The sequence below is a fragment of the Rhodanobacter ginsenosidimutans genome, assembly GCF_042655685.1.
Taxonomy (GTDB): domain Bacteria; phylum Pseudomonadota; class Gammaproteobacteria; order Xanthomonadales; family Rhodanobacteraceae; genus Rhodanobacter; species Rhodanobacter ginsenosidimutans.
In genome coordinates this window covers 50,854-76,231 of record NZ_JBHSMM010000005.1, presented here as the reverse complement: position 1 = coordinate 76,231, position 25,378 = coordinate 50,854, and the positions used below count along the sequence as shown (strand labels likewise).

The window sequence follows — 25,378 nt, the reverse complement described above, 5'->3', positions numbered from 1 at the left end:
TGCGAATAGTGGGCCAACATAGCCGAGCGTTGGGGGTTGTACAAGCTGGATTCAGGCCTCGCGAAGGCTTGCTGCAGCGCACTTTCATGAACCGGATGGACGACGATGCAGGCACCACAAAACTTTCTGATCGAGTCACTGCGCCGCTACCGTGACTTATGGCAGGGGGAGAAAAAAACCGTCGCGCAATTCGAGGATTTCCTGCGCAGCCACCCCGAGGTCTTCCAGCGGACCCATGCCGTGGCGCACTTCACCGGCTCGGCGTGGCTGGTCAGCGGCGACGGCGAGCGCGTGTTGCTGATGCATCACCGCAAGCTCGACCGCTGGTTGCAGCCCGGCGGCCATGCCGATGGCGATCCCGACCTGGCAGGCGTGGCCTTGCGCGAAGCGCAGGAGGAAACCGGCGTGCCGGGTTTGCGCGTCGAAGGCGACATCTTCGATATCGACCGCCACCGCATTCCGCTGCGTGGAGCCGAGCCGGAGCATTGGCATTACGACGTGCGCTACGTGGTGCGGGCCGGGGGCGATGAACGCTTCGTGGTCAATGGCGAATCACGCGCGCTGGCGTGGCGGCCGGTGACGGAGGTGGCCGCCGATGAAAGCCTCGATACGTCACTGCGTCGCATGGCGCGCAAATGGCTGGCGCTGCGCTAACACCTGTAAGGGCGACTTCAGTCGCGATGCTCTTGCGTTGAAGCTCCAAAGCAGAAGCATCGCGACTGAAGTCGCTCCCACACACCAGGTTCTACGAATATTTCGCCGGCGCCGGATTGACGTGCCCGCACGCCTTGCAGGTGCGCGCCTCGATCGAGCCGTAGAAGCGGTCGAACACCGGCGGAAAATCGTGTTCGATGCTGTCGAGCACGAAGTACTCCTCGAACAGGGTGTGGTTGCAGTGCTCGCAGAACCACAGCAGTCCATCCTTTTCATTGGCGAGGCGGCGGCGTTCGATCACCAGGCCGATCGATCCGGGCATGCGCTGCGGCGAGTGCGGCACGCGCGGCGGCAGGTAGAAAACTTCGCCGGCGCGGATCGGTATATCGCGCGGTTGGCCCTCGTCCTGCACCTTCAGGATCATCTCGCCTTCCAGTTGGTGGAAGAACTCCGGGCCTTCGTCGTAGTGGTAGTCGGTGCGCGCGTTGGGGCCGGCCACGATCATGATGATGAAGTCGCCATCGACGATGCACTTGTTGCCCACCGGCGGTTTCAGCAGATGGCGGTGTTCGTCGATCCAGCGTTGCAGGTTGAGTGGTGGTAGCAGGGCCATGCGAAGTTCCCGAAGAATAGGTCAGCGCCGAATGCCACTTGTCTGATGGCCATCCGGCTCCCAAAGCCGTTCGCGCTGAGCGTAGTCCGCGCAGCGGGCGGAGTCGAAGTGGTGCCCGGCTGGGGCGGCCCAGGCGGCGTGTCCTTCGACTCCGGCCTTTGGCCTACGCTCAGGATGAACGGATTTTTCCAGGTAAATCCGATGGCAGCTCAATGACACGTGCGTCGGCCAGGTATCACGCGTCGACCCAGCGCCCGCTTTGGATGACCTGCTCCAGCCGCGCCTGCTCGTTGGCCACGTCGAAGCCTTCGGCGGCGAGCCAGTCGTCGTTGTAATACGTCTTGCGATAACGCTCGCCGCCGTCGCAGATCAGCGTCACCACCGGTCCCTTTTCACCGCTGGCGCGCAGCTCGCACATCAGTTGCAGGGCGCCGACCAGGTTGGTGCCGGTGGAGCCGCCGCAGCGGCGACCCATCAACCGCTCCAGCACACGCAACGCCGCCATGCTGGCGTTGTCGGGTACGCGGATCATGCGGTCGATCACCCCACGGATGAATGACGGCTCCACCCGTGGCCGGCCGATGCCTTCGATGCGCGAGCCGCAATCCAGCCGCAACGAGGCGTCACCGCTGTTGAAGTAGTCCATGAACACGGAGTTTTCCGGGTCCACCACCGCCAGCTGGGTGCCGTCGCTGCGGGCGGCGCCGTAGCGGATGTAGCGGCCGATGGTGGCCGAGGTGCCGCCGGTGCCGGCGGAAACCACGATCCAGCGCGGCACCGGATCGAATTCGCGCTCCATCTGCCGGAAGATCGACTCGGCGATGTTGTTGTTGCCGCGCCAGTCGGTGGCTCGTTCGGCGAAGGTGAACTGGTCCATGTAGTAGCCGTCGGACTCGCGTGCCAGTTGCTCGGCGGCACCGTAGACATCGGTGCCGTCAATGAGATGGCTGCGTCCGCCGAAGTGCTCGATCTGCGCGATCTTGTCGCACGAGGTGCGCCGCGGCATCGCGGCGATGAAGGGCAGGCCGAGCAGGCGGGCGAAGTAGGCTTCGGAGATCGCGGTGCTGCCGCTGGAGGCCTCGATCACCGGCTGGTCTTCATGCAGCCAGCCATTGCAGATCGCGTACAGGAACAGCGAGCGCGCCAGCCGGTGCTTCAGGCTGCCGGTGGGGTGCGCGGATTCGTCTTTCAAATACAGCGGAATGCCGGGAAACGCGGGCAGGTCCAGCCGGATCAGGTGCGTGTCGGCCGAACGCGCCGCCTCGGCGGCGAGGATCTCGATGGAGCGGCGGGTCCAGCTGGGCATGATGCGATGGCCTGCGGTTCGTGTTGTGTTTTTGCGGCGCGGCCCTTCGACTTCGCTGCGCTACGCTCAGGGAGAACGGTTTGGGGACTGCGCATATCTGGAGCCGCGCTCCCTGGCCGCGCTCCCTGAGCGTAGCGCAGCGGTCGAAGGGCAACCTGACGCAGGTCAAACCTCCAGCGTCGCCAGGTCGCCTTTCTCTTCCAGCCACGCCTTGCGGTCGCTGGCGCGCTTCTTCGCCAGCAGCAGATCCATCACGCGCGCGGTGCCGTCTTCCTCGGCGGTGGTCAGCTGCACCAGCCGGCGGGTGTCGGGATGGATGGTGGATTCGCGCAACTGCGGCGGGTTCATTTCACCCAGGCCCTTGAAGCGGGTGGTGCTGACCGCGCCCTTCATTTTCTCGCGCTCGATCCGCTGCAGCATCGCCACCTTTTCGCTTTCGTCGAGGCAATAGAACACCTGCTTGCCCACGTCGACGCGGAACAGCGGCGGCATCGCCACGAACACGTGGCCCTCGCTGACCAGCTTGGGGAAATGCTTGAGGAACAGCGCCGACAGCAAGGTGGCGATGTGCAGGCCGTCGGAATCGGCGTCGGCCAGGATGATCACCTTGCCGTAGCGCAGGCCGCTCAGGTCGTCCTTGCCCGGGTCGCAGCCGATCGCCACGGCCAGGTTGTGCACTTCCTCGGAGGCCAGCACCAGGGTGGATTCCACTTCCCAGGTGTTGAGGATCTTGCCGCGCAACGGCAGGATCGCCTGGAACTCCTTGTCGCGCGCCTGCTTGGCGCTGCCGCCGGCCGAATCGCCCTCGACCAGGAACAGCTCGGTGCGGCTCAGGTCGGTGGCGGTGCAGTCGGCCAGCTTGCCGGGCAGGGCGGGACCCTGGGTGATCTTCTTGCGCACCACCTGCTTGGAGGCTTTCAGCCGCGCGCTGGCGCGCTCGATCGCCAACTGGGCGATGCGTTCGCCGATCTCGGTGTGCTGGTTCAGCCAGATGCTGAAGGCGTCGTGGATCACGTTCTCGACCATGCCCGCGGCCTGGCGCGACGAGAGCCGCTCCTTGGTCTGGCCGGCGAACTGCGGGTCCTGCAGCCGCGCCGACAGCACGAACGACAGCCGCTCCCATACATCTTCGGGCGCCAGCTTCACGCCGCGCGGCAGCAGGTTGCGGATGTCGCAAAATTCGCGGATGGCCACGGTGAGGCCGCTGCGCAGGCCGTTGACGTGGGTGCCGCCCTGCGCGGTGGGGATCAGGTTGACGTAGCTCTCCTGCACCAGCTCGCCTTCGGGCAGCCAGGCCAGCGCCACGTCCAGGCCTTCGGTGTTGCGCGCCACGTGGTGCACGAACAATTCGGCGGGCAGTGCCTCGGCGCCATCGAGTTCGCCGCTCAGATAATCATGCAGGCCGTCTTCGTAGTACCACTCGATGACTTCGCCGCTGGCCGCGTCGGTGAGCTTCACGTTGAGCCCGGCGCACAGCACCGCCTTGGCGCGCAGCAGGTGCTTCAGCTTGGGCAGCGAGATCTTCGGCGAGTCGAAGTATTTGGGGTCGGCCCAGAAGCGCAGCGTGGTGCCGGTGCGCTTCTTCGGCACCGTACCGAGCAGCTCCAGCTCGCTGGCGCGGTCGCCGTTCTCGAACGCCATGCGCTGCTCGTTGCCGTCGCGGCGGATGGTGACCTCCACCCGCGTGGACAGCGCGTTCACCACCGACACGCCCACGCCATGCAGGCCGCCGGAGAAGCTGTAGTTGTCGCCGGAAAATTTGCCGCCCGCATGCAGCCGGGTGAGGATCAGCTCGACACCGGGGATGCCCTCGTCGGGATGGATATCCACCGGCATGCCGCGGCCGTCGTCGCTGACTTCCACCGAGCCATCGGCGTGCAGGGTCACCTCGATATGGCTGGCGTGGCCGGCCAGCGCCTCGTCCACCGAGTTGTCCACCACCTCCTGCACCAGGTGATTGGGCCGGCTGGTGTCGGTGTACATGCCGGGCCGGCGCTTGACCGGATCCAGACCGGAGAGGACTTCAATATCGGCGGCGTCGTAACGATTGCTCATGGGGCGATGACTGTGAAGGGTAACGGGGCAGGATGGGCGGCAGGGGCGGGCGGGTCAAGGGCGGGAGCAGGAGTTGTGTCGCCATCTCCCGCCGCTCGCCACTCACTTCAGGGTTTCACCTCAACGGTTCGCAATGTCGATGCAGCCAGGCCAGGTCGTCGCCATCCAGCAGCGGGCTCAGGGCGGCGCGTACGGTGGCGTGGTAGTCGTCCAGCCAGGCGCGTTCATCGGGGTTGAGCAGGGCCGGCTCCAGTGCGCGGCGGTCGAACGGACACAGGGTCAAGGTTTCGAACGCCAGGAATTCGCCGAATTCGGTCTGGTCGGCGGCGATCACCACCGCCAGGTTTTCGTGGCGGATGCCGTGACGGCCGGGCTTGTACAGGCCCGGTTCGATCGAGCTGATCATGCCCGGCTCCAGCGGTACCAGCGCGCCACCGGCCGAGGGCGGACGGATGCCGTGCGGACCTTCGTGCACGTTGAGGAAATAGCCCACGCCGTGGCCGGTGCCGTGGCCGTAATCCATGCCGCTGGCCCACAGCGGTGCGCGCGCCAGTGCATCCAGTTGCGGGCCGCTGGCGCCCTTGGGGAAGCGGGCACGCGACAGCGCGATCATGCCCTTCATCACCAGGGTGGCGTCGCGCCGTTGTTCCGGCGTGGTCTCGCCCAGCGCCAGCACGCGGGTGATGTCGGTGGTGCCGCCCAGGTATTGGCCACCCGAGTCGACCAGCAGCAGGCCTTCTGCCTGCAGCATGCTGTGCGCCTCGGGCGTGGCGCGGTAATGCGGCAACGCGCCGTTGGCCAGGTAGCCGGCGATGGTGGCGAAGCTTTCGCCGATCCAGCCCGGCTGCGCCGAACGCTGCCGGTGCAGCAGCGCGTCGACGTCCAGTTCGGTGAGCGATTCGCCGGCGGCCAGCCGCTCTTCCAGTTCGCGAAACGCGCGCACCAGCGCCACCCCGTCATGGCGCATCACCTCGCGGATATGGCCGAGCTCGGCCGCGGTCTTGATGGCCTTGAACGCGGTACTGGGATTGGCCGCCTCGATGCGTGCCGCATGCGCCGGGATCGCGGCGGCAATGGCACTGACCACGCGGCTGCTGTCCAGCAGCAGTTTGTCGTCGGCGGTCAGCGCGCCCAGGGCGCGGGTGATGGTTGCGTAAGGCGCGATATCGATGCCATCGGCGGCCAGTTCGGCGACCAGCGCATCATCGAACTTGGCCCGATCGACGAACAGCACGGCGCGACCTTCGGCCTCGACCAGCAGGTGCGCCAGGAACACAGGATTGCACTCGACGTCGCTGCCGCGCAGGTTGGTCAGCCAGGCGATGTCGTCCAGGCTGGAAAGCAAATGGTGGCTGGCGCCCTGCGCGCGCATCGCCTCGCGCAGCCGCGCCAGCTTGTCGGTGCGCGGCACGCAGGCGTAGATGGGGTCATGGGCGAACACCGGCGCCTGCGGCAGGGCCGGGCGGTCGGGCCAGATCAGACCGGGCAGATCCAGGTCGATGCGCACGGTGGCACCGCCGACGGCCAGCTTGCGCTCGATCTGGCGCTGGCCGTTGACGGAAAGGCTGTCACCGGCCACGGCCAGCACGTCGCCTCGCTGCAGTTGCTGCTGCAGCCATGCGAGGTGATCGGGTACGTCCGCCACGCGTTCCTTCATCAACGCGATGCCGCTGCCGGCCAGTTGCTGCTCGGCTTGCGAGAAATAGCGCGAATCCGTCCATAGCCCCGCCTTGGTCGCGCTGATCACGAGGGTGCCGGCCGATCCGTCGAAGCCCGACAGCCAGGTACGCGCCTGCCAATGCGCTGGCAGGTATTCGGACAGGTGCGGGTCGGCGCTGGGGACGAGCACGGCGGCAATGCCGTGTTGCTGCATGGCGTCGCGCAAGGCGGCCAGGCGGGTCGGGACAGGTGGGTTCATCCATCAATGTTAGCAGGCCGACCCACGCTGCTTTGGGCTGATTTTCCGCATGCCGCACACATGATGGCGCGGCATTTTTTTGGTGCCAGCTGAATCTTTCGCCAGTAATTTGCGCCGATCCCTCGCGGCTGGACGCCGATGTCGCTAAAATGCCGATTTCCAGCACGGCTGAATTTCATGACCCCCCTGATCTTCGTCACCGGCGGTGTAGTGTCCTCGCTTGGCAAGGGCATCGCGGCGGCGTCACTCGCGTCCATTCTCGAGGCTCGCGGGCTCTCGGTCACCATGATGAAGCTCGACCCCTATATCAATGTCGATCCGGGCACGATGAGCCCGTTTCAGCACGGCGAGGTCTATGTGACCGACGACGGTGCCGAGACCGACCTTGACCTGGGGCATTACGAGCGCTTCATGCGTACCCGCCTCACCGGCAAGAATTCCATCACCACCGGCAAAATCTACGAAAGCGTGATCCGCAAGGAGCGTCGCGGCGATTACCTCGGCGCCACCGTGCAGGTGATCCCGCACATCACCGACGAGATCAAGCACTGCATCCACGAGGCCACGCGCGGTTTCGACGTGGCGCTGGTGGAGATCGGCGGTACCGTGGGCGACATCGAATCGCTGCCGTTCCTGGAGGCCATCCGCCAGCTGCGGGTGGAGCAGGGTCCGGAGAAAGTGGTGTTCATGCACCTCACCCTGGTGCCGTATATCAAGGCCGCTGGCGAGATCAAGACCAAGCCGACCCAGCATTCGGTGAAGGAACTGCGCTCGATCGGTATCCAGCCGGACATCCTGCTGTGCCGCTGCGAGGACGCCCTGCCGGAGGCCGAGCGCCGCAAGATAGCGCTGTTCACCAACGTGCCCGAATCCGCCGTGATCAGCGCGCCCGATGTCGACGTGATCTACAAGATGCCGCTGTGGCTGCATAGCCAGGGGCTGGACGACATCGTGGTAAAGCGGCTCGGCCTGGATGCCGATCCGGCGGACCTGTCCAGCTGGCAGCGCACCGTCGACGCCGTGGAGCACCCGAAGAACGAGGTCACCATCGCCATCGTGGGCAAGTACGTGGAGCACAAGGACGCGTACAAGTCACTGGCCGAAGCGCTGCGCCATGGCGGCATCCGCCAGCAGACGCGGGTGAACCTGGACTGGATCGACTCCGAGCAGATCGAGGCCGAGGGCGCCGCCGAAGTGCTGGGCAAGGTCGACGCGATCCTGGTGCCCGGTGGTTTCGGCAAGCGCGGCTTTGAAGGCAAGGTGTTGACGGCCAAATACGCGCGCGAACACCGCGTGCCGTACTTCGGCATCTGCTATGGCATGCACGCGGCGGTGGTGGATTTCGCCCGCAACGTGGCCGGCCTGACCGACGCCGACTCCAGCGAGAACGACCGCAACACCGCCAACCCGGTGATCGGCCTGATCACCGAATGGACCACCGCCAGCGGCGAAGTCGAGCAGCGCACCGACCGCTCCGACCTGGGTGGCACCATGCGCCTGGGTGCGCAGGAATGCCGGCTCAAGGCGGGCACGCTGGCGCGCCAGCTTTACGGCCAGGAAGTGGTGCGCGAGCGCCATCGCCATCGCTACGAATTCAACAACCGCTACCGCCAGTCGTTCGAGGATCAGGGCCTGGTGATCTCCGGCAAGTCGATGGATGACCTGCTGGTGGAAGTGGTGGAATTGCCGCCGCAGAAGCATCCGTGGTTCCTGGCCTGCCAGGCCCATCCTGAATTCACCTCCACCCCGCGCGACGGCCATCCGCTGTTCAGCGACTTCGTCCGCGCGGCCGCCGAATACAAGGCCGTGCGTGAGGGCGAACCGTTGGCCGCCCAGGCCAGCGCATGACGCGGTCTTGCCTATTGATCGGGAAATACGTCCTATGAAGCTTTGCGGATTCGATATCGGGCTGGATCAGCCGCTGTTCCTGATCGCCGGCCCCTGCGTGGTGGAGTCCGAGCAATTGCAGCTGGACACCGCCGGCACGCTGAAGGAAATCACCAGCGGGCTCGGCATCCACTTCATCTTCAAATCCAGCTTCGACAAGGCGAACCGCTCATCCGGCGAAAGCTTTCGCGGGCCGGGACTGGAAGAAGGCCTGCGCATCCTCGGCGAAGTGAAGCGCCAGATCGGCGTGCCGGTGCTCACCGACGTGCACGAATACACCCCGATGGACGAAGTGGCATCGGTGGTCGACGTGCTGCAGACGCCGGCGTTCCTGTGCCGGCAGACCGACTTCATCCAGAAGGTGGCGCGCGCCGGCAAGCCGGTGAACATAAAGAAAGGCCAGTTCCTGGCGCCGTGGGACATGAAACACGTGGTGGCCAAGGCCAAGGCCGCCGGCAATGACAGCATCATGGTCTGCGAGCGCGGCGCCAGCTTTGGCTACAACAACCTCGTTTCCGATATGCGCTCGCTGAGCGTGATGCGCGACACCGGTTGCCCGGTGGTGTTCGACGCCACCCATTCGGTGCAATTGCCGGGCGGGCAGGGCGCCACCTCGGGCGGCCAGCGCGAATTCGTGCCGGTGCTGGCGCGCGCCGCCGTGGCGGTGGGCGTGGCCGGGCTGTTCGCCGAGACCCATCCCGATCCCAGCAAGGCGCTGAGCGATGGCCCCAACGCGTGGCCGCTGGACAAAATGAAGGCGCTGCTGGAGACGCTGCTGGAACTCGACGCCGTCACCAAGCGGCATGGCTTTCTCGAACAAGGCGTGTAGTCATCCGGCCGCGCGCGAATTCGCCCCTACAACCCACAGACCATTCAACTCGACCAACGGAAACCGCATGAGCAACCAGATCACCCGCATCCACGCCCGTGAAATCCTCGACTCGCGTGGCAACCCCACGCTGGAAGCAGAAGTCACGCTCGCCGACGGCGCGTTCGGCCGCGCCGCGGTGCCCAGCGGCGCCTCGACCGGTTCGCGCGAAGCCGTTGAACTGCGCGATGGCGACAAGTCGCGCTACGGCGGCAAGGGCGTGAAAAATGCGGTGGCCAACGTCAACGGAACCATTGCCGACACGCTGAAGGGTTTCGATGCGGCGGATCAGAAAGGCCTGGATGCGAAGCTGATCGCGCTGGACGGCACGCCGAACAAGGGCAAGCTGGGTGCGAACGCGCTGCTCGGTGTTTCGATGGCCGCGGCGCATGCGGTGGCCGCGTCGCGCGGCGAGCCGCTGTGGAAGTACCTGTCGAAGGACGGCAAGCCCGGCGCCCTGCCGGTGCCGATGATGAACATCATCAACGGCGGCGAGCACGCGGACAACAACATCGACGTGCAGGAGTTCATGGTGCTGCCGGTCGGCCTGCCCAGCTTCGCCGAAGCGCTGCGCGCCGGTGCCGAGATCTTCCACGCGCTGAAGAGCGTGCTGAAGGGCAAGGGCCTCAACACCGCCGTCGGCGACGAGGGTGGCTTCGCGCCCAACCTGCGCTCCAACATCGAAGCGCTGGACACCATCCTCGAAGCGGTCAACAAGACCGGCTACAAGGTGGGCAGCGAGATCCTGCTGGGCCTGGACGCAGCCAGCTCGGAGTTCTACAAGGACGGCAAGTACGACCTGGCCGGCGAAGGCAAGAAATACAGCTCGGCCGAGTTCGTCGACCTGCTGGCCGGCTGGGCCAAGCAGTACCCGATCATCACGATCGAGGACGGCATGGCCGAAGGCGACTGGGACGGCTGGAAGCTGCTGACGGACCGGATCGGCGACTCCGTGCAGGTGGTGGGCGACGACCTGTTCGTGACCAACCCGGTGATCTTCCGCGAAGGCATCGAAAAAAAGATCGCCAACTCGATCCTGATCAAGGTGAACCAGATCGGCACCCTGTCCGAAACCCTGGAAGCCATCGCGATGGCCGATGCGGCGAAGTACTCGGCCGTGATCTCGCATCGCTCCGGCGAAACCGAGGACACCACCATCGCCGACATCGCCGTGGCCACCACCGCCACCCAGATCAAGACCGGCTCGCTGTGCCGCAGCGATCGCGTGGCCAAGTACAACCAGCTGCTGCGCATCGAGGAAGCCCTGGGCAGCGCCGCGCGCTATGCCGGTCGCGACGCGTTCCCCAACCTGACGCGCCTGCCCGGTTGACGGGAGTCACGACATCCCATGCTGCGCTGGGTTGCCCTGATCCTGATCGTCACGCTTGTCGGGCTGCAGCTGAAACTGTGGTCCGGCAGCGGTGGCGTGCGCGAGGTGGACACCTTGCGTGTTTCGTTGAAGAAGCAGACTGACGAAAACGCGCGGCTGGTCCAGCGCAACCAGGCGCTGGCGGCCGACGTGCTGGATCTGAAGCATGGCGAGCAGGCGGTCGAGGCGCGTGCACGCAACGAGTTGGGCCTGATCAAACCCGGCGAGACGTTCTATCAGGTGGATGAGCGGCCGGCCACGGCGGCCAGCGTTTCGCTGCCGCCCCCGCCGCCCGCTGCGCCACCCGCGGGCGCGCAATGACCGGCGCGCTGTGGTGCGTGGTGCCGGCCGCCGGGCGCGGCACGCGGGTGGGTGGCATGTGTCCCAAGCAGTACCTGCCGCTGGCGGGCCGGCCATTGATCGAACACACGCTGGAGCGTCTTGCCGCACACCCGCAAATCGCCGGCCTGCTGGTGACGCTGGGTGCGGATGATGCGCGCTGGCCGGGTATCACCGAACTCAACGGCAAGCGCGTGATGACGGCCCTGGGCGGTGCCGAACGCAGCGACTCGGTATTGGCCGGCATCGACGCGTTGCCGGCCACGGTGGGGCAGGACGACTTCGTGCTGGTGCACGATGCGGCACGTCCCTGCGTGCGCCTGGCCGACATCAGCGCGCTGATCGAGCAGGGATGTGCGAAGGATGGTGGCCTGCTGGGTGCCCCGCTGCGCGACACGTTGAAGCGCGCCGACGCGGCCGGCTGCAGCGCGCAGACGGAGCCGCGCGATCAGCGCTGGCGCGCGTTCACGCCGCAAATGTTCCGCCGTGGTCAACTGGCTTCGGCCTTGCGCGCGGCGGCGAAGGACGGCCGCGCCGTAAGCGACGAGGCCATGGCGATGGAATTGGCTGGTTACGCCCCGTTGCTGGTGGAAGGCGCCGAGGACAACATCAAGGTCACCACCGCGGCGGACTTTCCGCTGGCGGCGTACCTGCTTTCAAGGATCGTGACATGAACGCAATCGCGAGGGACTCTTTCGCGCTTTCACCCGGCATGCCGCGATGAGGATCGGGCAGGGCTTCGACGTGCATGCGTTCGGCGAGGGCGACCACGTCATGCTGGGCGGCGTGCGCGTGCCCCATGAGCGCGGGCTGGTGGCGCATTCGGATGGCGACGTGGTGATCCATGCGCTGTGCGACGCGATTTTCGGCGCACTGGCACTGGGCGACATCGGCACGCATTTCTCGCCGCGCGACGAGCGTTGGCGCGGTGCCGACAGCCGCCAGTTCCTGCGCCACGCCGCCAAGTTGATGAAGCAGCAGGGTTACACGCTGGGTAACGTGGATGTCACCGTGATCGGCGAAGCTCCGAAAGTCGGCCCGCACGTGGCGTCCATCCGTGAATGCCTCGCCGCCGATCTCGGCTGCGACGTCGGTCGCATCAGCGTCAAGGCCACCACCACTGAAAAACTCGGCTTCTGCGGCCGGGGCGAAGGGATTGCCGCGCAAGCGTGCGCCCTGCTGGAGCACGCGTGACCGAGGTAGAAGCCCGCAGCGCCGCCAGCCGGCTGCACGACCAGCTCGACGTCATCGTCGAGCTGCTGCATCGGCACGAGGCGGATGGCCGCCTGCCCGCGGACGTGCTGGCGGATTTGCGCCAGCAGATGGACGAGCTGCATCCGGCGGACATCGCCTTCATCCTCGAATCGCTGCCGCTGGATGACCGTCTGGCGATCTGGCAACTGGTGAAGGCCGATCGCGACGGCGAGATCCTGCTGGAAGTCTCCGACGCAGTGCGCGAATCGCTGATCGCGGATATGGATCGCCACGAGATCCTTGCCGCCGCCGAGACCCTCGACGCCGACGAACTGGCCGACCTGGTCGAGGACCTGCCTACGGCGATGCTGCCGGAGCTGATGGCGGGCCTGGACGCACAGCAACGCGAGCAAGTGCAGTCGGCGCTGTCCTACGAGGACGACCAGCTCGGCGCGCTGATGGACTTCGAGATGGTGACCATCCGCGAGGATGTGAGCCTGGAAGTGGTGTTGCGCTACCTGCGCCGCTGGGACGAGCTGCCGGCGCAGACGGACAAGCTGTTCGTGATCAATCAGGACAATCTGCTCACCGGCGTGCTGCCGCTGCACTGGCTGCTGGTCAACGCGCCGGACAAGATGGTGAGCGACGTGATGGCGCCCGACGTCAACACGTTCCACCCCGAGAACGACGCCTACGAAGTGGCGCAGGCGTTCGAACGCTACGACCTGGTGACCGCCCCCGTGGTGGATGACAACGGCCACCTGATCGGCCGCATCACCATCGATGCGATGGTCGACGTGATCCGCGAGGAAGGCGAGAGCGAGGCGTTGAGCCGCGCCGGTCTGCGCGAGGAGGAGGACATCTTCGCCTCGGTGTGGGCCAGCTTGCGCAACCGCTGGTCGTGGCTGGCGATCAACCTGGTGACCGCGTTCATCGCGTCGCGGGTGATCGGCCTGTTCGAGAATTCGATCGAGCGGCTGGTGGCGCTGGCCGCGCTGATGCCGATCGTGGCCGGCATCGGAGGCAACTCCGGCAACCAGACCATCACCATGATCGTGCGCGCGCTGGCCCTGAACCAGATCACCGCCGAAAGCGCCAAGCGCCTGTGGCGCAAGGAACTGACCGTGTCGCTGCTGAACGGACTGATCTGGGGCGGCGTGATCGGCGTCGTGGCGTGGTGGCTTTACGACAGCCTGTCGCTGGGCCTGGTGATGACCGCGGCGATGACGTTGAACCTGTTGCTGGCCGCGTTCGCCGGCGTCGGCATTCCCGTGCTGATGACCCGGTTCGGGCGCGACCCGGCGCTGGGTTCCAGCGTGCTGATCACCGCGATGACCGACAGCGGCGGCTTCTTCATCTTTCTCGGCCTGGCCTCGATTTTCCTGATGTAACGCAGCGTCCGCTGCCTGCACCACGCACTCTGGATATTCATGTCCGAACTCCCTTACGCCTGTGGCACTCCACCCTTGACCGCGCGGCTGCGTGCCAGCCCGGAGGATTTTCAGGTGGAGGAAATCCTCGGTTATGACGCCGACGGCGCCGGCGAGCATGTCCTGTTGTGGGTGGAGAAACGCGGCGCCAATACCGACTGGGTGGCCCGCGAGCTGGCCCGGTTCGCCGGGGTGGCCCCGGTCGCGGTGGGTTACGCGGGCCTGAAGGATCGCCACGCGGTCACCCGGCAGACGTTTTCCCTGCAACTGGCGGGCAAGCCCGATCCGGATTGGTCGACCTTCCCGCATGCGGAAGTGAAAGTGCTGGCGGCCACGCGTCATTCGCGCAAGCTCAAGCGCGGCGCGTTGCGCGGCAATCGCTTCGTGCTGGTGCTGCGCGAGGTGCAGGGTGATCGCGAGGCGGCCGAACAGGTGCTGCAGCAGATCGCCGCGCGCGGCGTGCCCAACTATTACGGCGAGCAGCGCTTCGGCCGCGAAGGCGGCAATGTGGCGCAGGCGCGGGCGATGTTCGCGGGGCGCAGGGTGGAACGCAGCAAGCGCTCGTTCCTGCTGTCCGCCGCGCGCTCGCAGATATTCAACGAGGTGCTGGCCGCGCGGGTCGAACGGCAGGCGTGGGACACGCCGCTGGCGGGCGAGATATGGTCGCTGGCCGGCTCACGTTCGTGGTTCGGGCCGGAGCCTTTCACCGCGGTGCTGGCCGAACGCCTGGCCCGCGGCGACATCCATCCCTCGGGTCCGCTGTGGGGGCAGGGCGAACCGCCCACACAGGATGAAGCCGGTGCGCTGGAGCGCGAGATCGGCGCTGCGCACCAGGACTTGGCCGACGGGCTGGCGGCGGCGCGCATGGATCAGGAGCGTCGCCCGCTGCGCTTGCTGCCGCACGATCTGAAGTGGCGCTGGCTCGCTGACGACGCGCTCGAGCTGGTCTTCGAATTGCCCGCTGGCGCCTACGCCACGGTGGTGGTGCGCGAACTCGCCGCCGTGATGTAGGAGCGATTTCAGTCGCGATGCTCTTTTGCCTTGGAGCCCCAGAGCAAGAGCATCGCGACTGAAGTCGCTCCCACCATCCGTATGGCGCAGCTTTCCTCTAGCGCTTGAGCAAAACGACTACCGCGCCCGTGCCGCCCAATGCCGGCCGCGCCGATGCGAAGGCGATCACATCGTCCCGTCGACGCAGCAGGCGATCGGTGAGCGCTTTCAATACCGGACCTGCTGCGCGCGAACGCAAACCCTTGCCGTGCACGATGCGCACGCAGCGCCAGCCTTCCCGTCGCGCCTCGGCCAGAAAATCCACGATGCTGCTCTGGGCTGCGGCGGCATTCATCTGGTGCAGGTCGATGTGGTCCTGCACGCTGAACTGGCCGCGTTTGAGTTGCCGCAGCAGCCTGGGTGAATAGCCGTCGCGCAGATAGCTCAGTTCCTCGCCCACTTCGAGGGCGGCAGGGTCGAAGTCGAGCTTCAGCAGATCGCCTGCCACCGCCGCCTCGTCGGCCTCGAACATGCGTGGGTAGGGCGCCGGCTTTGCCGCCGCCGGGGGCGCGGCCACCGCTTCGAGCGGCCGCGTGCCGCCGATCGCTTCGCGAAACAGGCGGCTGTCGTCATCGCTGATCGGCGCGGGCTGGCGTTTCATGCGGCCATGGTAATGCGTCGCACCGCGGACCGGCGCCATGTGAATGCGAGGCCCCGCTACGGTAGACTTGAACGCTTGGAGCGCATGGCGCTGGATAAACGTTTCTGGTGGAAATTTTGCGGCCTGGCAGCTTGTCCGGCTCGCGTCTCCCACCGGTTCGGCGGCTGCAGCTCAACGGTTTCCTACGGATCAGCATGCGAGTTCTGGTAAGCAACGATGATGGCGTGGATGCACCGGGCATCCGCGTGCTGGCCGATTGCCTGGGCACGGTCGGCACCGTGACCGTGGTGGCGCCGGACCGCGACCGCTCCGGCGCCAGCAATTCGTTGACCCTCGACGCGCCGGTGCGCGTATTGCCGATGGGCGACGGCTATTACCGCGTGGCCGGCACGCCCACCGATTGCGTCCATCTGGCGTTGTCGGGGCTGCTGCAGGACGAGCCCGACATCGTGGTGTCGGGCATCAACAACTCGGCCAACCTCGGCGACGACGTGATCTATTCGGGCACGGTGTCGGCGGCGATGGAGGGGCGTTTCCTGGGGTTGCCGGCGATCGCCGTCTCGCTGGTCAGCAGCGATCACCAGGGCACCCATTACGAATCGGCAGCGCGCGCGGTGCTGTTGCTGATGCAGCGCTTGCTGGTCGATCCGCTGCCGGCCGATACCATTCTCAACGTCAACGTGCCCGACCTGCCGTGGAAGCAGATCGCCGGTTTCGAGGTCACCCGGCTTGGCCGCCGCCATCGTTCGGCGCCGTCCGTGTTGCGGGCTGATCCGCGCGGCCGCCCGATCTGGTGGATCGGGCCGGCGGGCGAGGTTGATGATGCCGGGCCGGGGACGGATTTCGATGCGGTGCGCCGTGGCTTTGTTTCGGTCACGCCCATCCATGTGGACCTGACCCGGTTCCAGGCGCTGGAGAAAGTCAGCAGCTGGATGCAGGCGCTGACCGATGATCTGGCGGACGGATCCGCCACCCAACATGAGGTTGTTTGAACGGTGAATCCCTATCCTCTGCCAGCCGCGGCCTTCAAGGGCGAAGGCATGACTTCGCAGCGTGCGCGTGACCGGCTGGCCAACAGTCTGAAAGATGCCGGCATCCGTGACCCGCGCGTGATCGAAGTGATCCGCAACACGCCACGGCATCATTTCATCGACCAGGCGCTGCATGCGCGCGCCTACGAGAACACGGCGTTGCCGATCGGCCACGGCCAGACCATTTCGCAGCCGTGGGTGGTGGCGCGGATGACCGAGGCGCTGCTGGAATCGTTCGACGCCAAAGAGGGCATGCCGCGCAAGGTGCTGGAGATCGGCACCGGTTCGGGCTACCAGGCGGTGGTGCTGGCGGCGCTGGTGCCGCAATTGTTCACGGTGGAGCGGATCGAGGAATTGCTGCGCCAGGCGCGGCGACGCTTTCGTCAGCTCGGGCTGCCCAACGTGCGCTCGAAGCATGACGACGGCAAACTGGGCTGGGCCGACGAGGCGCCGTTCGACGCGATCATCCTCACCGCCGCAGGAGATACCGTGCCCACCCGCATCCTCGACCAACTGACCCCCACGGGAGTGCTGGTTGCGCCGGTGGGTTCGCCCAGCAGCCAGACGCTGATTCGCCTGCGTGGCGACGGGCAGGGCGACTTTATCCAGGAAGAGCTGGGCGCCGTGAGTTTCGTGCCCCTGCTTGGCGGGATCGGCTGATGCGCCTGTTCGAGAAGCTCTACGCCCGTGCGCTGGTGTGGGCGCGCGAGCCGCGCGCGATCTATTACCTTTCCGGCCTGAGCTTCGTCGAGGCGTTCATTTTCCCGATTCCGCCGGAAGTGATGCTGGCGCCGATGATGTTGGGCAAGCGCCAGCGGGCGTTCCATTTCGCGAACATCAGCCTGCTGTTCTCGCTGCTGGGTGCGCTGGTGGGTTATCTGCTGGGTCACTGGGCCTTCCACGCACTGAAACCCGCGCTGGAGGCGCTGCATTTCCTGGCGCCGATCGAGCACGGCGTGGAGGTGTTGCGCACCCAGATGGCAACCCATCACTGGGGCATGTTCGGCGTGCTGATCCTGGCCGCGCTGCAGCCGGTGGTGCCGATGAAGTTCATCACCTGGGCGTCGGGTATCGTGGGCGTGCCGATCCTGCCGTTCCTGGCGTGCATGGCGCTGGGGCGAGGCAAGCGGGTCTGGCTGCTGGCGTTGCTGATCCGCTTCTTCGGTGATCGCGCCGAACGCATTCTGCACAAGTACATCGAGTGGTTCGGCTGGGCGGCGCTGATCGTGCTTGCCGCACTGCTGGGATGGTGGTTGTTGCGTTGAACCGGCGCATCATGAAAAGGAGTGGACGGCTCGTTATGCTGATGACCATGAATCGAATGCCGCACCTGTTCTTCGTCTCGCTCGCGACGCTGGCCTTGGCCGGTTGCGGAACCATGCGCAGTTCGGTGGTGTTCGAGCCGGCCGCCGGCCAGGCCCCCACGACGACGGCCCCAACCGTATCGACCAAGGCTCCCGTGGCATCGACGGTTGCGCCTCCGGCCCGTACGCCCATTCCGGGTGGGACATATGTCGTGGCGCATGGCGACACGCTGTATTCGATCGCGTTCCGCAGCGGCGTCGACTTTCGTGACCTGGCCCAATGGAACGGTGTCGCCGCGCCGTTCACCATCTGGCCGGGCCAGACATTGAAGCTGTCGCCCCCGGCAGGCGCAGGGGCCACCGCGCCGGCCACGCCATCGTCACCGCCGCCAGCTACGGCTGTGGCATCGGCACCCGTGTTCCAGACGATTCCGCCCGCTACCGCCACGCCTGTGCCGGCCACGACGCCAAGTGCGGGGGCGGTTGGGGCCGGCACGGTTCAATCGGCGACGGTGGCCGCCGTACCTGTCGCCGGTGAGGCCGCGCCGCCCAGCCTGCCTCCAGCGGCTCCGCCTGCTGCCGTGGGTGCATCGCATTCGGCCGGCGGCATCACCTGGCGTTGGCCGGCATCAGGGTCGGTGATCAAGCGGTTCAAGGCCAGCGATGCGATCCCGGGCATCGAGATCGCCGGTAATTCGGGCGAGCCCGTGCGCGCGGCAGCTGGCGGCGTGGTGGTCTACAGCGGCAATGGACTGGTGGGCTACGGCGAGCTGGTGATCATCAAGCACAGCGACAGCTATCTGTCCGCCTACGGCCACAACCGCAAGCGGCTGGTCAAGGAAGGTCAGCACGTCAGCGCGGGCCAGCAGATTGCCGAGATGGGTTCCACTGGCGCCAGCCGCAACGAGCTGCAGTTCCAGATCCGCAAGGACGGAAACCCGGTGGACCCGCTGAAGTATCTGCCGGCGCAATAACCGCCGGCGCCAGGCTGGTGGTCAGGAAGCCGTGGCGGCGTCACCGATGATGAACGCGGCGAGCACCCGGCGCCCTTCGCCGGCCAGCAGGTTGTACGTGCGTGCGGCCGCGGCATTGTCCATCACCTCGATACCCACGCCCTTGCGCAGAAAGCCGGCCATGAAGGCGGCGGCAGGGAAGACCTGTCGCGCCCCGGTGCCCAGCAGCACCAGCTCAGGCTGCAGCGCGAGCAAGGTCTCGACGTGAGCGGCCGCAAGCGCGCTGGCGTTCTCCACCGGCCAGTTTTCGACAACCTGATTCGGTGCCAGCAGGAAGCTGTGCTGCAGTTCCCGATCGGCCAGGGTGACGGCGCCGGCGTCCACGTGGCGCACATAAAGGTAATCGTCGGGGCGATCCAGCGAGAGATCCATCGGATCCTCCTGCGTTAACGGGGTAGGGCGATTTTGGGCTCGTCGGCGTTGCGGCGGAACAGCACCACGACGTGGCCGATCTGGTGGATCTTTTCGGCTTGCGTGCCGCCGGTCAGCACATCGATCTGCGCCTGCCGCTCGTCCTTGTCACCGCCTGACAGCTTGACCTTGACCAGCTCGTGGATATCCAGCGCCTGGTTCAGCTCCTTCACCACCGCTTCGGTGGCTCCCTTGTTGCCGAGCAGGACCACGGGGCTGAGGTCGTGCGCAAGGCTGCGCAGGTAGCGGCTCTGCGAGGATGAGAGGGGCATGCGGGGTGGCCGATTCGCGGTGGGGGAACCGCAAAGGGTATCATGCGCCCTCCTCATGCCCACAAGCGACCCTTCAAGACATGGCCCGCAGCAAGAGCAGCGCCGTCTGGCTGCGCGAACATTTCAAAGACGAATATGTGAAGAAGGCCCAGGCGGCCGGCTTGCGTTCGCGCGCGGTCTACAAGCTTGAGGAATTGATCGATCGCGACCATCTGCTCAAGCCGGGTATCAACGTGGTCGATCTTGGCGCCGCGCCAGGCAGCTGGTCACAACTGGTGCGCAACCGGCTGGGCGATACCGGCAAGGTGCTGGCGCTGGATATCCTGCCCATGCAGAGCATCGCCGGCGTCGATTTCCTGCAGGGCGATTTCCGCGAGGAATCCGTCCTGCGCGAGCTTGAATCGCGCCTGGAAGGGCAGAAGCTGGATCTTGTACTGTGCGATCTGGCCCCCAATATGAGTGGTGTGGCGCTGGCCGACCAGATTCGTGCCATGGTTCTGGCTGAGCTAGCGCTCGATTTCAGCAAGCAATGGCTCAAGCCAGGCGGCTCGTTCCTGATCAAGTTGTTCCAGGGAGCCGGCTTTGACGTTTACCTGCGCAACTTGCGCGCGGAATTCACCCGCGTAACGATGCGTAAACCTAAAGCCTCGCGCGCCCGGTCGCGCGAGGTCTACGCGCTGGCGGTGGGTCGCAAGCCTTCCGCAGCGTCACCGGCGAGAACCGTGCATGAATGAAACAGCGAAAAACGTGTTGCTCTGGGTAATCATCGCGGTGGTGTTGTTCACCGTGTTCCAGAGCTTCAGCCCGCACGGCGCGGCCTCGTCCGAAATGCCGTACAGCGGCTTCGTGCAGAGCGTCGACAACGGCAACGTGGCCAGCGCCACGATCAGCGCCGATCAACCCGCCACCATCAGCGGCAAGCTGAAGGACGGCAGCCCGTTCCGCACCGTTGCGCCGATGCTGGGCTTTTCCACCAACGAGGTGGTCAAGCAGATGCAGGACAAGGGCGTGGAAGTGCGCCAGGACCCGGCTGAGGGTTTCTCGCTGATCGGCTTGCTGGTGAGCTGGCTGCCGGTGCTGCTGATCGTGGGCGTGTTCATCTGGTTCATGCGCCAGATGCAGTCCGGCGGTGGTGGCCGCGGCGCCATGAGTTTCGGTCGTTCACGTGCCAAATTGCAGGGCGAGGACCAGATCAAGGTCAACTTCAGCGACGTCGCCGGTTGTGACGAGGCGAAGGAGGAGGTTGGCGAGCTGGTCGAGTTCCTGCGTGATCCGGGTCGGTTCCAGAAGCTGGGCGGCAAGATTCCGCGCGGCGTGCTGATGGTCGGTCCGCCCGGCACCGGCAAGACCCTGCTGGCGAAGGCCATCGCGGGCGAGGCCAAGGTACCGTTCTTCGCGATCTCCGGCTCCGATTTCGTCGAGATGTTCGTCGGCGTCGGCGCCAGCCGCGTGCGCGACATGTTCGAGCAGGCCAAGAAACACGCCCCGTGCATCATCTTCATCGACGAGATCGACGCCGTCGGCCGCCATCGCGGCGCCGGCCTGGGTGGCGGTCACGACGAGCGCGAGCAGACGCTGAACCAATTGTTGGTGGAGATGGACGGTTTCGAGGGCACCGAGGGTGTCATCGTGATTGCCGCCACCAACCGCCCCGACGTGCTCGATCCGGCGCTGCTGCGTCCGGGCCGCTTCGACCGCCAGGTGGTGGTCGGCCTGCCCGACGTGCGCGGCCGCGAGCAGATCCTCAAGGTGCACATGCGCAAGGTGCCGATCGCCAATGACGTCGACGCCATGACCATTGCGCGTGGCACGCCGGGCTTCTCCGGCGCCGACCTCGCCAACCTCGTCAATGAGGCGGCCCTGTTTGCGGCGCGCGAGAACGCCCGCGAGGTTCGCATGAGCCATCTGGACAAGGCGCGCGACAAGATCCTGATGGGCAGCGAGCGGCGCTCGATGGCGATGAGCGAGGACGAAAAGAAGCTCACCGCCTATCACGAGGCCGGGCACGCCATCGTGGGTCGCCTGGTGCCCGAGCACGATCCGGTCTACAAGGTCACGATCATCCCGCGCGGGCGCGCGCTGGGCGTCACCATGTACCTGCCCGAAGGGGACAAGTACAGCATCAACCGGGTGGCGATCGAATCGCAGCTGTGCTCCCTCTACGGTGGCCGCGTGGCGGAGGAGTTGATCTTCGGCGCGGACAAGGTCACCACGGGTGCCTCCAACGACATCGAGCGCGCGACCAAGATGGCGCGCAACATGGCGACCAAGTGGGGTCTTTCGGACGAGCTTGGGCCGATCACCTATGGCGAGGACGAGGACGAGGTGTTCCTCGGTCGTTCGGTGACCCAGCACAAGAGCATCTCCAACGAGACCGCCAGCAAGATCGACGAGGTCGTGCGCAGCATTCTCGACCGTGCGTTCGCGCGGACCAGGGAGCTGCTCACGGCGAACCTGGACAAGCTGCACGCCATGGCCGATGCGTTGCTGCAGTACGAAACCATCGATGCCCACCAGATCGACGACATCATGGCCGGGCGCATTCCCGGCCCGCCCGCGGACTGGAGCAGGAACAACTCGACCGGCAGCACGCCGCCACCGCCTCCGCCAAGAGGGGATGCCGGCCAACCCGTGGGCAACGTGGGCGATCCCGCGACGCAGAACAGGGCCGGTATCGACGATTGAAATGGACGGCCAAACGGGCGTGCTTATGCTGGCGTGCCCGCTGACCCGCTCGGGTATTCACGCGCCACGATCGTGGTTGTGCAACTTCGGCACGTTTAGGCCGTGACGTGCCTCCATTTCAGCGACGTCGAATGACGCGCAATAAAAAAATTCACGAAAAAGGTTGACGCAAGACGACGGAATCTGAATAATTCCGCTTCTCGCTTCACCGCCTCGGTGTCCCAAACACGGCAGCGGTGAGATGAAAATTTTTTCAGTGCGCCCGTAGCTCAGTTGGATAGAGTACCTGGCTACGAACTAGGTGGTCGGGAGTTCGAATCTCTCCGGGCGCACCATTTTTATACTGTTGGATGAGGTGCTCGCACCTCGGTGCCTTTCACGAACGGAAGTGCTTTTGCCGATTGTTGAAAGGGGCTCCAGATGTCATGGTGTGCTTCGACACGGATTGACTGGGCGAGGCGTCACCCGTAACAATTCAAGGCTTCGGTGTTTGATCAGCCGGGGATTCGAAAGCGGGGTATAGCTCAGTCTGGTAGAGCGTTGCGTTTGGGACGCAAAAGTCGGGGGTTCGAATCCCTCTGCCCCGACCAGCGATACGTTCTGCCATAGGGACTGCGCCTGTAGCTCAACCGGATAGAGCATCGGCCTTCTAAGCCGACGGTTGCAGGTTCGAGTCCTGTCTGGCGCGCCAGTTGCAAGATTTATGGTGGATGTAGCTCAGCTGGTTAGAGTCCCGGATTGTGATTCCGGTTGTCGTGGGTTCGAATCCCATCATCCACCCCAGTTTCAAACCCGGTTCCGGCGTCACGTCAGTTCATGGGCCGTTAGCTCAGTTGGTAGAGCAGTTGACTCTTAATCAATTGGTCGAAGGTTCGAATCCTTCACGGCCCACCAATCAGAACAGGCACCTCACGGCGACGTAGGTGCCTGTTTTTTTATATGCGGTCCAGCCCATGGCAGGGAATTCGACCGACGCGGGCGCAGCTGTCGTCGGGCGCGAAGGCGCGACCTGCAAGCGGTCTGGCGCGCTTGTGCTGCATGGTGCGGCAACCGTAAAATGGCCCGTTATCCAGCGCCTGAATGCCATCGGTGGACAAGGGGTGGTGGCGGTATCCGGGTCGACGTTGACCGGTGCGCCGGGGCAAAGTTTTTGTTGCGCCAGTTGCGGCAAGGCGAGAGTGGCGGAATTGGTAGACGCACCAGATTTAGGTTCTGGCGGTTAACCCCGTGGGGGTTCGAGTCCCCCCTTTCGCACCATGCCAAGCTGGTTTTTTTCATTTGCGGTGGCACAGCCGCCATGGTGCCTGTGGCAGGCCCATACATCAGGTAGTACCAGGAGACGTCATGCAGGTTTCGGTTGAGAACATCGGCACCCTCGAGCGCAAGCTCACGGTGAAGTTTCCCGCGGAGCGTTTCGATTCGCAGGTGAGCGCACGTATCGCGGAAATGGGCCGCACCGTGCGTTTGAAGGGCTTCCGTCCGGGCAAGGTGCCGGTCGCGGTGATCAAGCAGCGCTTCGGCAGCCAGGTTCGTGGTGAGGTGCTGTCCGACCTGATCGGCAGCACGTTGCGCGAGGCGGTGACGCAGGAAAAACTGCAGCCGATCGCGAACCCGGCGATCGACACCACTGGCGTGCCGGAAAACGGCGAGATTGCGTACACCGCCACGTTCGAAATCATGCCCGAGTTCCCGGTGGTCGATGTGGCCGCGCTGGAGATCACGCGCACCGTGGCCAGCGTCACCGATGCCGATATCGACAAGATGCTGGAAACCCTGCGCCAGCAGCGCCGCAGCTTCGAGGACGTTACCCGTGCCTCGATCGAGGGCGATTTTGTGATGTTCGAATATGCCGCCACGGTAGACGATTACCGCTTCCCGGCGGATGGTCTGGAGCGGGCGGGCAGCGTGCTGGGTTCGGGCACTTTGTTCAAGGCGCTGGACGACTCCTTGCTTGGCCGCAGTGCCAACGACGAATTCGAGGCGGATGTCGCGTTTCCCGCTGATTTCCGCAACCCGATGCTGGCTGGAAAGACCGCCAAGGTCAGTTTCAAGATCATCAAGGTGCAGGCGCAGAACCTGCCCGAGGTCGACGGTGAGTTTGCCAAGCTGTTCGGCATTGCCGACGGCAACCTGGAGACGTTCCGCAAGGAAGTGCGCGCCAACCTCGAGCGGGAACTGAATGCCGCGTTGATGGGCCGGTTGAAGTCCGAGGTGGCGGAGAAAGTCGCCGAAGCGCACAGCAATCTCGACGTGCCGCCGATGCTGGTGCGGTCGGAGGCGCAGAACCTGGCGGCCAACAGCGTGCCGCGTGGCGAGCAGCCGTCACCGCAGCTGATCGAGTCGGCCATGCCGATGGCGCGCAAGCGCGTGATCGCAGGCTTGCTGATGAGCGAGATCGCCCGCAAGCAGGAGCTCAAGATTGACCGTACCCGCGTCGCCGAGCAACTGGCGGCGATTGCCTCGACCTACGAGGAGCCGGAAAAGGTCATTGAACTCTACAACGGCGACCCCCAATTGATGTCCGGGTTGCAGAATCGCGTGATGGAAGACCAGGTGGCCGAGTGGGTGGCTGAACACGCCAAGACCACCAGCCTGGATCTGAGTTTCGACGAGGTAATGCGCCCGGCAGGTGCCTGATTCCACCGGTACCGTTCCAGTCCGGCCCTGATGTATCGGGCCGGATGCCATACTGTCAGGCACATCACCCGGAGAGCTGCTAATGGCCATGGATCAGATCCAGAACCTCAATTTGGTACCGATGGTCGTCGAGCAGACGGCCCGTGGCGAGCGCTCCTACGACATCTATTCACGCCTGTTGAAAGAGCGCGTGATCTTCCTGGTTGGCGAGGTCAATGACCAGGTGGCCAACCTGCTGGTTGCACAGATGCTGTTCCTGGAGTCCGAGAACCCCGACAAGGACATCCAGTTCTACATCAACAGTCCCGGTGGTGCTGTCACCGCCGGCCTGGCGATCTACGACACCATGCAGTTCATCAAGCCGAGCGTCAGCACGATGTGCATCGGCCAGGCCTGCAGCATGGGCTCCTTCCTGTTGATGGCCGGCGCCAAGGGCAAGCGTTATGCGCTTCCCAACTCCCGCGTCATGATCCATCAGCCTTCCGGCGGTGCGCAGGGCCAGGCGACCGACATCGAGATCCAGGCGCGGGAAATCCTGTATGTACGCGAACGCCTGAACAAGTTGTACGCGGAACATACCGGTCAGCCGCTGGCGAAAATCGAGCTGGACATGGAGCGCGACCGCTTCATGGACGCGAACGAAGCCAAGGCTTACGGCCTGATCGATGAAGTGCTGGAAAAGCGCGCCGGCGAAACGGTGAAATCGGCCTGATTCCCAGCACCAACCTTACTGTCACGGGT

The 25,378-nt window shown here is 65.2% G+C and carries 23 protein-coding genes, 6 tRNA genes and 1 pseudogene; 23 read left to right on the top strand and 7 right to left on the bottom strand.

The features are described 5' to 3' along the window. The first annotated feature begins 105 nt into the window (after positions 1-105). Positions 106-654, top strand: coding sequence for an NUDIX hydrolase (locus tag ACFPK0_RS14855; protein WP_377341844.1), 549 nt, complete (start codon positions 106-108; stop codon positions 652-654). 91 nt (positions 655-745) lie between these two features. On the opposite strand, the gene ACFPK0_RS14850 is transcribed toward ACFPK0_RS14855, so the two are convergent. The 4 genes from ACFPK0_RS14850 to ACFPK0_RS14835 form a co-directional block, all read right to left on the bottom strand. Then, the gene (locus tag ACFPK0_RS14850; RefSeq protein WP_007082774.1) at positions 746-1,267 is read right to left on the bottom strand and encodes a 3-hydroxyanthranilate 3,4-dioxygenase; all 522 of its coding nucleotides are present in this window, start codon (positions 1,265-1,267) and stop codon (positions 746-748) included. A gap of 235 nt (positions 1,268-1,502) precedes the next feature. Then, a complete protein-coding gene (locus ACFPK0_RS14845; protein WP_056603107.1) occupies positions 1,503-2,573 on the bottom strand; it encodes a PLP-dependent cysteine synthase family protein in 1,071 nt (356 codons plus the stop codon). A 165-nt stretch (positions 2,574-2,738) separates the two neighbouring features. Then, positions 2,739-4,628, bottom strand: a complete 1,890-nt coding sequence (parE, locus tag ACFPK0_RS14840; RefSeq protein ID WP_377341841.1) for a DNA topoisomerase IV subunit B — start codon at positions 4,626-4,628, stop codon at positions 2,739-2,741. Positions 4,629-4,743: 115 nt separating this feature from the next. Beyond that, on the bottom strand, positions 4,744-6,546 hold the full coding sequence (locus ACFPK0_RS14835) for an aminopeptidase P family protein (protein ID WP_377341839.1): 1,803 nt from the start codon (positions 6,544-6,546) through the stop codon (positions 4,744-4,746). A gap of 177 nt (positions 6,547-6,723) precedes the next feature. On the opposite strand from ACFPK0_RS14835, the gene ACFPK0_RS14830 reads away from it, so the two are divergent. The 8 genes from ACFPK0_RS14830 (at position 6,724) to truD (ending at position 14,644) form a co-directional block, all read left to right on the top strand. Beyond that, entirely contained in the window at positions 6,724-8,394 is a 1,671-nt protein-coding gene (locus ACFPK0_RS14830) for a CTP synthase (protein WP_007082770.1), read from the top strand. Between the two features lie 34 nt (positions 8,395-8,428). Continuing rightward, positions 8,429-9,262: a 3-deoxy-8-phosphooctulonate synthase gene (gene kdsA, locus ACFPK0_RS14825; protein ID WP_056603118.1), complete on the top strand. Its 834-nt coding sequence runs from the start codon at positions 8,429-8,431 to the stop codon at positions 9,260-9,262. 67 nt (positions 9,263-9,329) lie between these two features. After that, a complete protein-coding gene (eno, locus tag ACFPK0_RS14820; RefSeq protein WP_056603121.1) occupies positions 9,330-10,631 on the top strand; it encodes a phosphopyruvate hydratase in 1,302 nt (433 codons plus the stop codon). An 18-nt stretch (positions 10,632-10,649) separates the two neighbouring features. After that, positions 10,650-10,991, top strand: a complete 342-nt coding sequence (gene ftsB / locus ACFPK0_RS14815) for a cell division protein FtsB (RefSeq protein ID WP_007082767.1) — start codon at positions 10,650-10,652, stop codon at positions 10,989-10,991. Further along, entirely contained in the window at positions 10,988-11,683 is a 696-nt protein-coding gene (gene ispD, locus ACFPK0_RS14810; RefSeq protein ID WP_377341835.1) for a 2-C-methyl-D-erythritol 4-phosphate cytidylyltransferase, read from the top strand. Before ftsB ends, ispD begins: the two co-directional genes overlap by 4 nt. 46 nt (positions 11,684-11,729) lie before the next feature. Further along, complete coding sequence (gene ispF, locus ACFPK0_RS14805) at positions 11,730-12,203, top strand: 2-C-methyl-D-erythritol 2,4-cyclodiphosphate synthase (protein WP_377341833.1); 474 nt, start codon at positions 11,730-11,732, stop codon at positions 12,201-12,203. After that, complete coding sequence (gene mgtE / locus ACFPK0_RS14800) at positions 12,200-13,594, top strand: magnesium transporter (protein ID WP_377341831.1); 1,395 nt, start codon at positions 12,200-12,202, stop codon at positions 13,592-13,594. Before ispF ends, mgtE begins: the two co-directional genes overlap by 4 nt. A gap of 39 nt (positions 13,595-13,633) precedes the next feature. Next, on the top strand, positions 13,634-14,644 hold the full coding sequence (truD, locus tag ACFPK0_RS14795; protein WP_040671210.1) for a tRNA pseudouridine(13) synthase TruD: 1,011 nt from the start codon (positions 13,634-13,636) through the stop codon (positions 14,642-14,644). 97 nt (positions 14,645-14,741) lie between these two features. Here truD and ACFPK0_RS14790 read toward each other — a convergent pair whose 3' ends face one another. Further along, positions 14,742-15,284: a Smr/MutS family protein gene (locus tag ACFPK0_RS14790; RefSeq protein WP_040671227.1), complete on the bottom strand. Its 543-nt coding sequence runs from the start codon at positions 15,282-15,284 to the stop codon at positions 14,742-14,744. A gap of 194 nt (positions 15,285-15,478) precedes the next feature. On the opposite strand from ACFPK0_RS14790, the gene surE reads away from it, so the two are divergent. Genes surE through ACFPK0_RS14770 form a run of 4 tightly spaced genes read left to right on the top strand, consistent with a single transcriptional unit; the run spans position 15,479 to position 18,593 of the window. After that, entirely contained in the window at positions 15,479-16,276 is a 798-nt protein-coding gene (surE, locus tag ACFPK0_RS14785; protein ID WP_377341829.1) for a 5'/3'-nucleotidase SurE, read from the top strand. Positions 16,277-16,324: 48 nt separating this feature from the next. Beyond that, positions 16,325-16,975, top strand: coding sequence for a protein-L-isoaspartate(D-aspartate) O-methyltransferase (locus tag ACFPK0_RS14780; protein ID WP_056078509.1), 651 nt, complete (start codon positions 16,325-16,327; stop codon positions 16,973-16,975). Continuing rightward, the gene (locus ACFPK0_RS14775) at positions 16,975-17,580 is read left to right on the top strand and encodes a YqaA family protein (protein WP_056078512.1); all 606 of its coding nucleotides are present in this window, start codon (positions 16,975-16,977) and stop codon (positions 17,578-17,580) included. Before ACFPK0_RS14780 ends, ACFPK0_RS14775 begins: the two co-directional genes overlap by 1 nt. Before the next feature lie 35 nt (positions 17,581-17,615). After that, the gene (locus tag ACFPK0_RS14770) at positions 17,616-18,593 is read left to right on the top strand and encodes a peptidoglycan DD-metalloendopeptidase family protein (RefSeq protein WP_377341822.1); all 978 of its coding nucleotides are present in this window, start codon (positions 17,616-17,618) and stop codon (positions 18,591-18,593) included. A 21-nt stretch (positions 18,594-18,614) separates the two neighbouring features. Here ACFPK0_RS14770 and ACFPK0_RS14765 read toward each other — a convergent pair whose 3' ends face one another. After that, the gene (locus ACFPK0_RS14765; RefSeq protein ID WP_056078518.1) at positions 18,615-19,004 is read right to left on the bottom strand and encodes an Mth938-like domain-containing protein; all 390 of its coding nucleotides are present in this window, start codon (positions 19,002-19,004) and stop codon (positions 18,615-18,617) included. Positions 19,005-19,018: 14 nt separating this feature from the next. Beyond that, on the bottom strand, positions 19,019-19,315 hold the full coding sequence (yhbY, locus tag ACFPK0_RS14760) for a ribosome assembly RNA-binding protein YhbY (protein ID WP_007082756.1): 297 nt from the start codon (positions 19,313-19,315) through the stop codon (positions 19,019-19,021). 80 nt (positions 19,316-19,395) lie between these two features. Between yhbY and rlmE the strand changes: the two are divergent. From rlmE to clpP, 10 genes and pseudogenes are all read left to right on the top strand, one after another. After that, a pseudogene (rlmE, locus tag ACFPK0_RS14755) lies at positions 19,396-20,045 on the top strand (23S rRNA (uridine(2552)-2'-O)-methyltransferase RlmE). Then, complete coding sequence (gene ftsH / locus ACFPK0_RS14750) at positions 20,042-22,000, top strand: ATP-dependent zinc metalloprotease FtsH (RefSeq protein ID WP_200946309.1); 1,959 nt, start codon at positions 20,042-20,044, stop codon at positions 21,998-22,000. The pseudogene rlmE and the gene ftsH overlap by 4 nt, the downstream one beginning before the upstream one ends. Before the next feature lie 258 nt (positions 22,001-22,258). After that, a tRNA-Arg gene (locus tag ACFPK0_RS14745) sits at positions 22,259-22,335 on the top strand. 178 nt (positions 22,336-22,513) lie between these two features. Continuing rightward, positions 22,514-22,590 (top strand) — tRNA-Pro (locus ACFPK0_RS14740). Positions 22,591-22,614: 24 nt separating this feature from the next. Continuing rightward, positions 22,615-22,691, top strand: a tRNA-Arg gene (locus tag ACFPK0_RS14735). Positions 22,692-22,706: 15 nt separating this feature from the next. After that, a tRNA-His gene (locus ACFPK0_RS14730) sits at positions 22,707-22,783 on the top strand. A 35-nt stretch (positions 22,784-22,818) separates the two neighbouring features. After that, a tRNA-Lys gene (locus ACFPK0_RS14725) sits at positions 22,819-22,894 on the top strand. Between the two features lie 278 nt (positions 22,895-23,172). Beyond that, a tRNA-Leu gene (locus ACFPK0_RS14720) sits at positions 23,173-23,257 on the top strand. Positions 23,258-23,344: 87 nt separating this feature from the next. Next, entirely contained in the window at positions 23,345-24,637 is a 1,293-nt protein-coding gene (gene tig, locus ACFPK0_RS14715) for a trigger factor (protein ID WP_056078521.1), read from the top strand. A gap of 82 nt (positions 24,638-24,719) precedes the next feature. After that, complete coding sequence (gene clpP, locus ACFPK0_RS14710; protein WP_056078525.1) at positions 24,720-25,349, top strand: ATP-dependent Clp endopeptidase proteolytic subunit ClpP; 630 nt, start codon at positions 24,720-24,722, stop codon at positions 25,347-25,349. The last annotated feature ends 29 nt before the right edge of the window (positions 25,350-25,378 follow it).

What these genes read in the sequence shown, in the direction of transcription:
- ACFPK0_RS14855 (WP_377341844.1), top strand. Translation starts at nt 106, where the DNA reads ATGCAGGCACCACAAAACTTTCTGATCGAGTCACTGCGCCGCTACCGT.
- ACFPK0_RS14850 (WP_007082774.1), bottom strand. Translation starts at nt 1,267, where the DNA reads ATGGCCCTGCTACCACCACTCAACCTGCAACGCTGGATCGACGAACAC.
- ACFPK0_RS14845 (WP_056603107.1), bottom strand. Translation starts at nt 2,573, where the DNA reads ATGCCCAGCTGGACCCGCCGCTCCATCGAGATCCTCGCCGCCGAGGCG.
- parE (WP_377341841.1), bottom strand. Translation starts at nt 4,628, where the DNA reads ATGAGCAATCGTTACGACGCCGCCGATATTGAAGTCCTCTCCGGTCTG.
- ACFPK0_RS14835 (WP_377341839.1), bottom strand. Translation starts at nt 6,546, where the DNA reads ATGAACCCACCTGTCCCGACCCGCCTGGCCGCCTTGCGCGACGCCATG.
- ACFPK0_RS14830 (WP_007082770.1), top strand. Translation starts at nt 6,724, where the DNA reads ATGACCCCCCTGATCTTCGTCACCGGCGGTGTAGTGTCCTCGCTTGGC.
- kdsA (WP_056603118.1), top strand. Translation starts at nt 8,429, where the DNA reads ATGAAGCTTTGCGGATTCGATATCGGGCTGGATCAGCCGCTGTTCCTG.
- eno (WP_056603121.1), top strand. Translation starts at nt 9,330, where the DNA reads ATGAGCAACCAGATCACCCGCATCCACGCCCGTGAAATCCTCGACTCG.
- ftsB (WP_007082767.1), top strand. Translation starts at nt 10,650, where the DNA reads ATGCTGCGCTGGGTTGCCCTGATCCTGATCGTCACGCTTGTCGGGCTG.
- ispD (WP_377341835.1), top strand. Translation starts at nt 10,988, where the DNA reads ATGACCGGCGCGCTGTGGTGCGTGGTGCCGGCCGCCGGGCGCGGCACG.
- ispF (WP_377341833.1), top strand. Translation starts at nt 11,730, where the DNA reads ATGAGGATCGGGCAGGGCTTCGACGTGCATGCGTTCGGCGAGGGCGAC.
- truD (WP_040671210.1), top strand. Translation starts at nt 13,634, where the DNA reads ATGTCCGAACTCCCTTACGCCTGTGGCACTCCACCCTTGACCGCGCGG.
- ACFPK0_RS14790 (WP_040671227.1), bottom strand. Translation starts at nt 15,284, where the DNA reads ATGAAACGCCAGCCCGCGCCGATCAGCGATGACGACAGCCGCCTGTTT.
- surE (WP_377341829.1), top strand. Translation starts at nt 15,479, where the DNA reads ATGCGAGTTCTGGTAAGCAACGATGATGGCGTGGATGCACCGGGCATC.
- ACFPK0_RS14780 (WP_056078509.1), top strand. Translation starts at nt 16,325, where the DNA reads ATGACTTCGCAGCGTGCGCGTGACCGGCTGGCCAACAGTCTGAAAGAT.
- ACFPK0_RS14775 (WP_056078512.1), top strand. Translation starts at nt 16,975, where the DNA reads ATGCGCCTGTTCGAGAAGCTCTACGCCCGTGCGCTGGTGTGGGCGCGC.
- ACFPK0_RS14770 (WP_377341822.1), top strand. Translation starts at nt 17,616, where the DNA reads ATGCTGATGACCATGAATCGAATGCCGCACCTGTTCTTCGTCTCGCTC.
- ACFPK0_RS14765 (WP_056078518.1), bottom strand. Translation starts at nt 19,004, where the DNA reads ATGGATCTCTCGCTGGATCGCCCCGACGATTACCTTTATGTGCGCCAC.
- yhbY (WP_007082756.1), bottom strand. Translation starts at nt 19,315, where the DNA reads ATGCCCCTCTCATCCTCGCAGAGCCGCTACCTGCGCAGCCTTGCGCAC.
- ftsH (WP_200946309.1), top strand. Translation starts at nt 20,042, where the DNA reads ATGAATGAAACAGCGAAAAACGTGTTGCTCTGGGTAATCATCGCGGTG.
- tig (WP_056078521.1), top strand. Translation starts at nt 23,345, where the DNA reads ATGCAGGTTTCGGTTGAGAACATCGGCACCCTCGAGCGCAAGCTCACG.
- clpP (WP_056078525.1), top strand. Translation starts at nt 24,720, where the DNA reads ATGGCCATGGATCAGATCCAGAACCTCAATTTGGTACCGATGGTCGTC.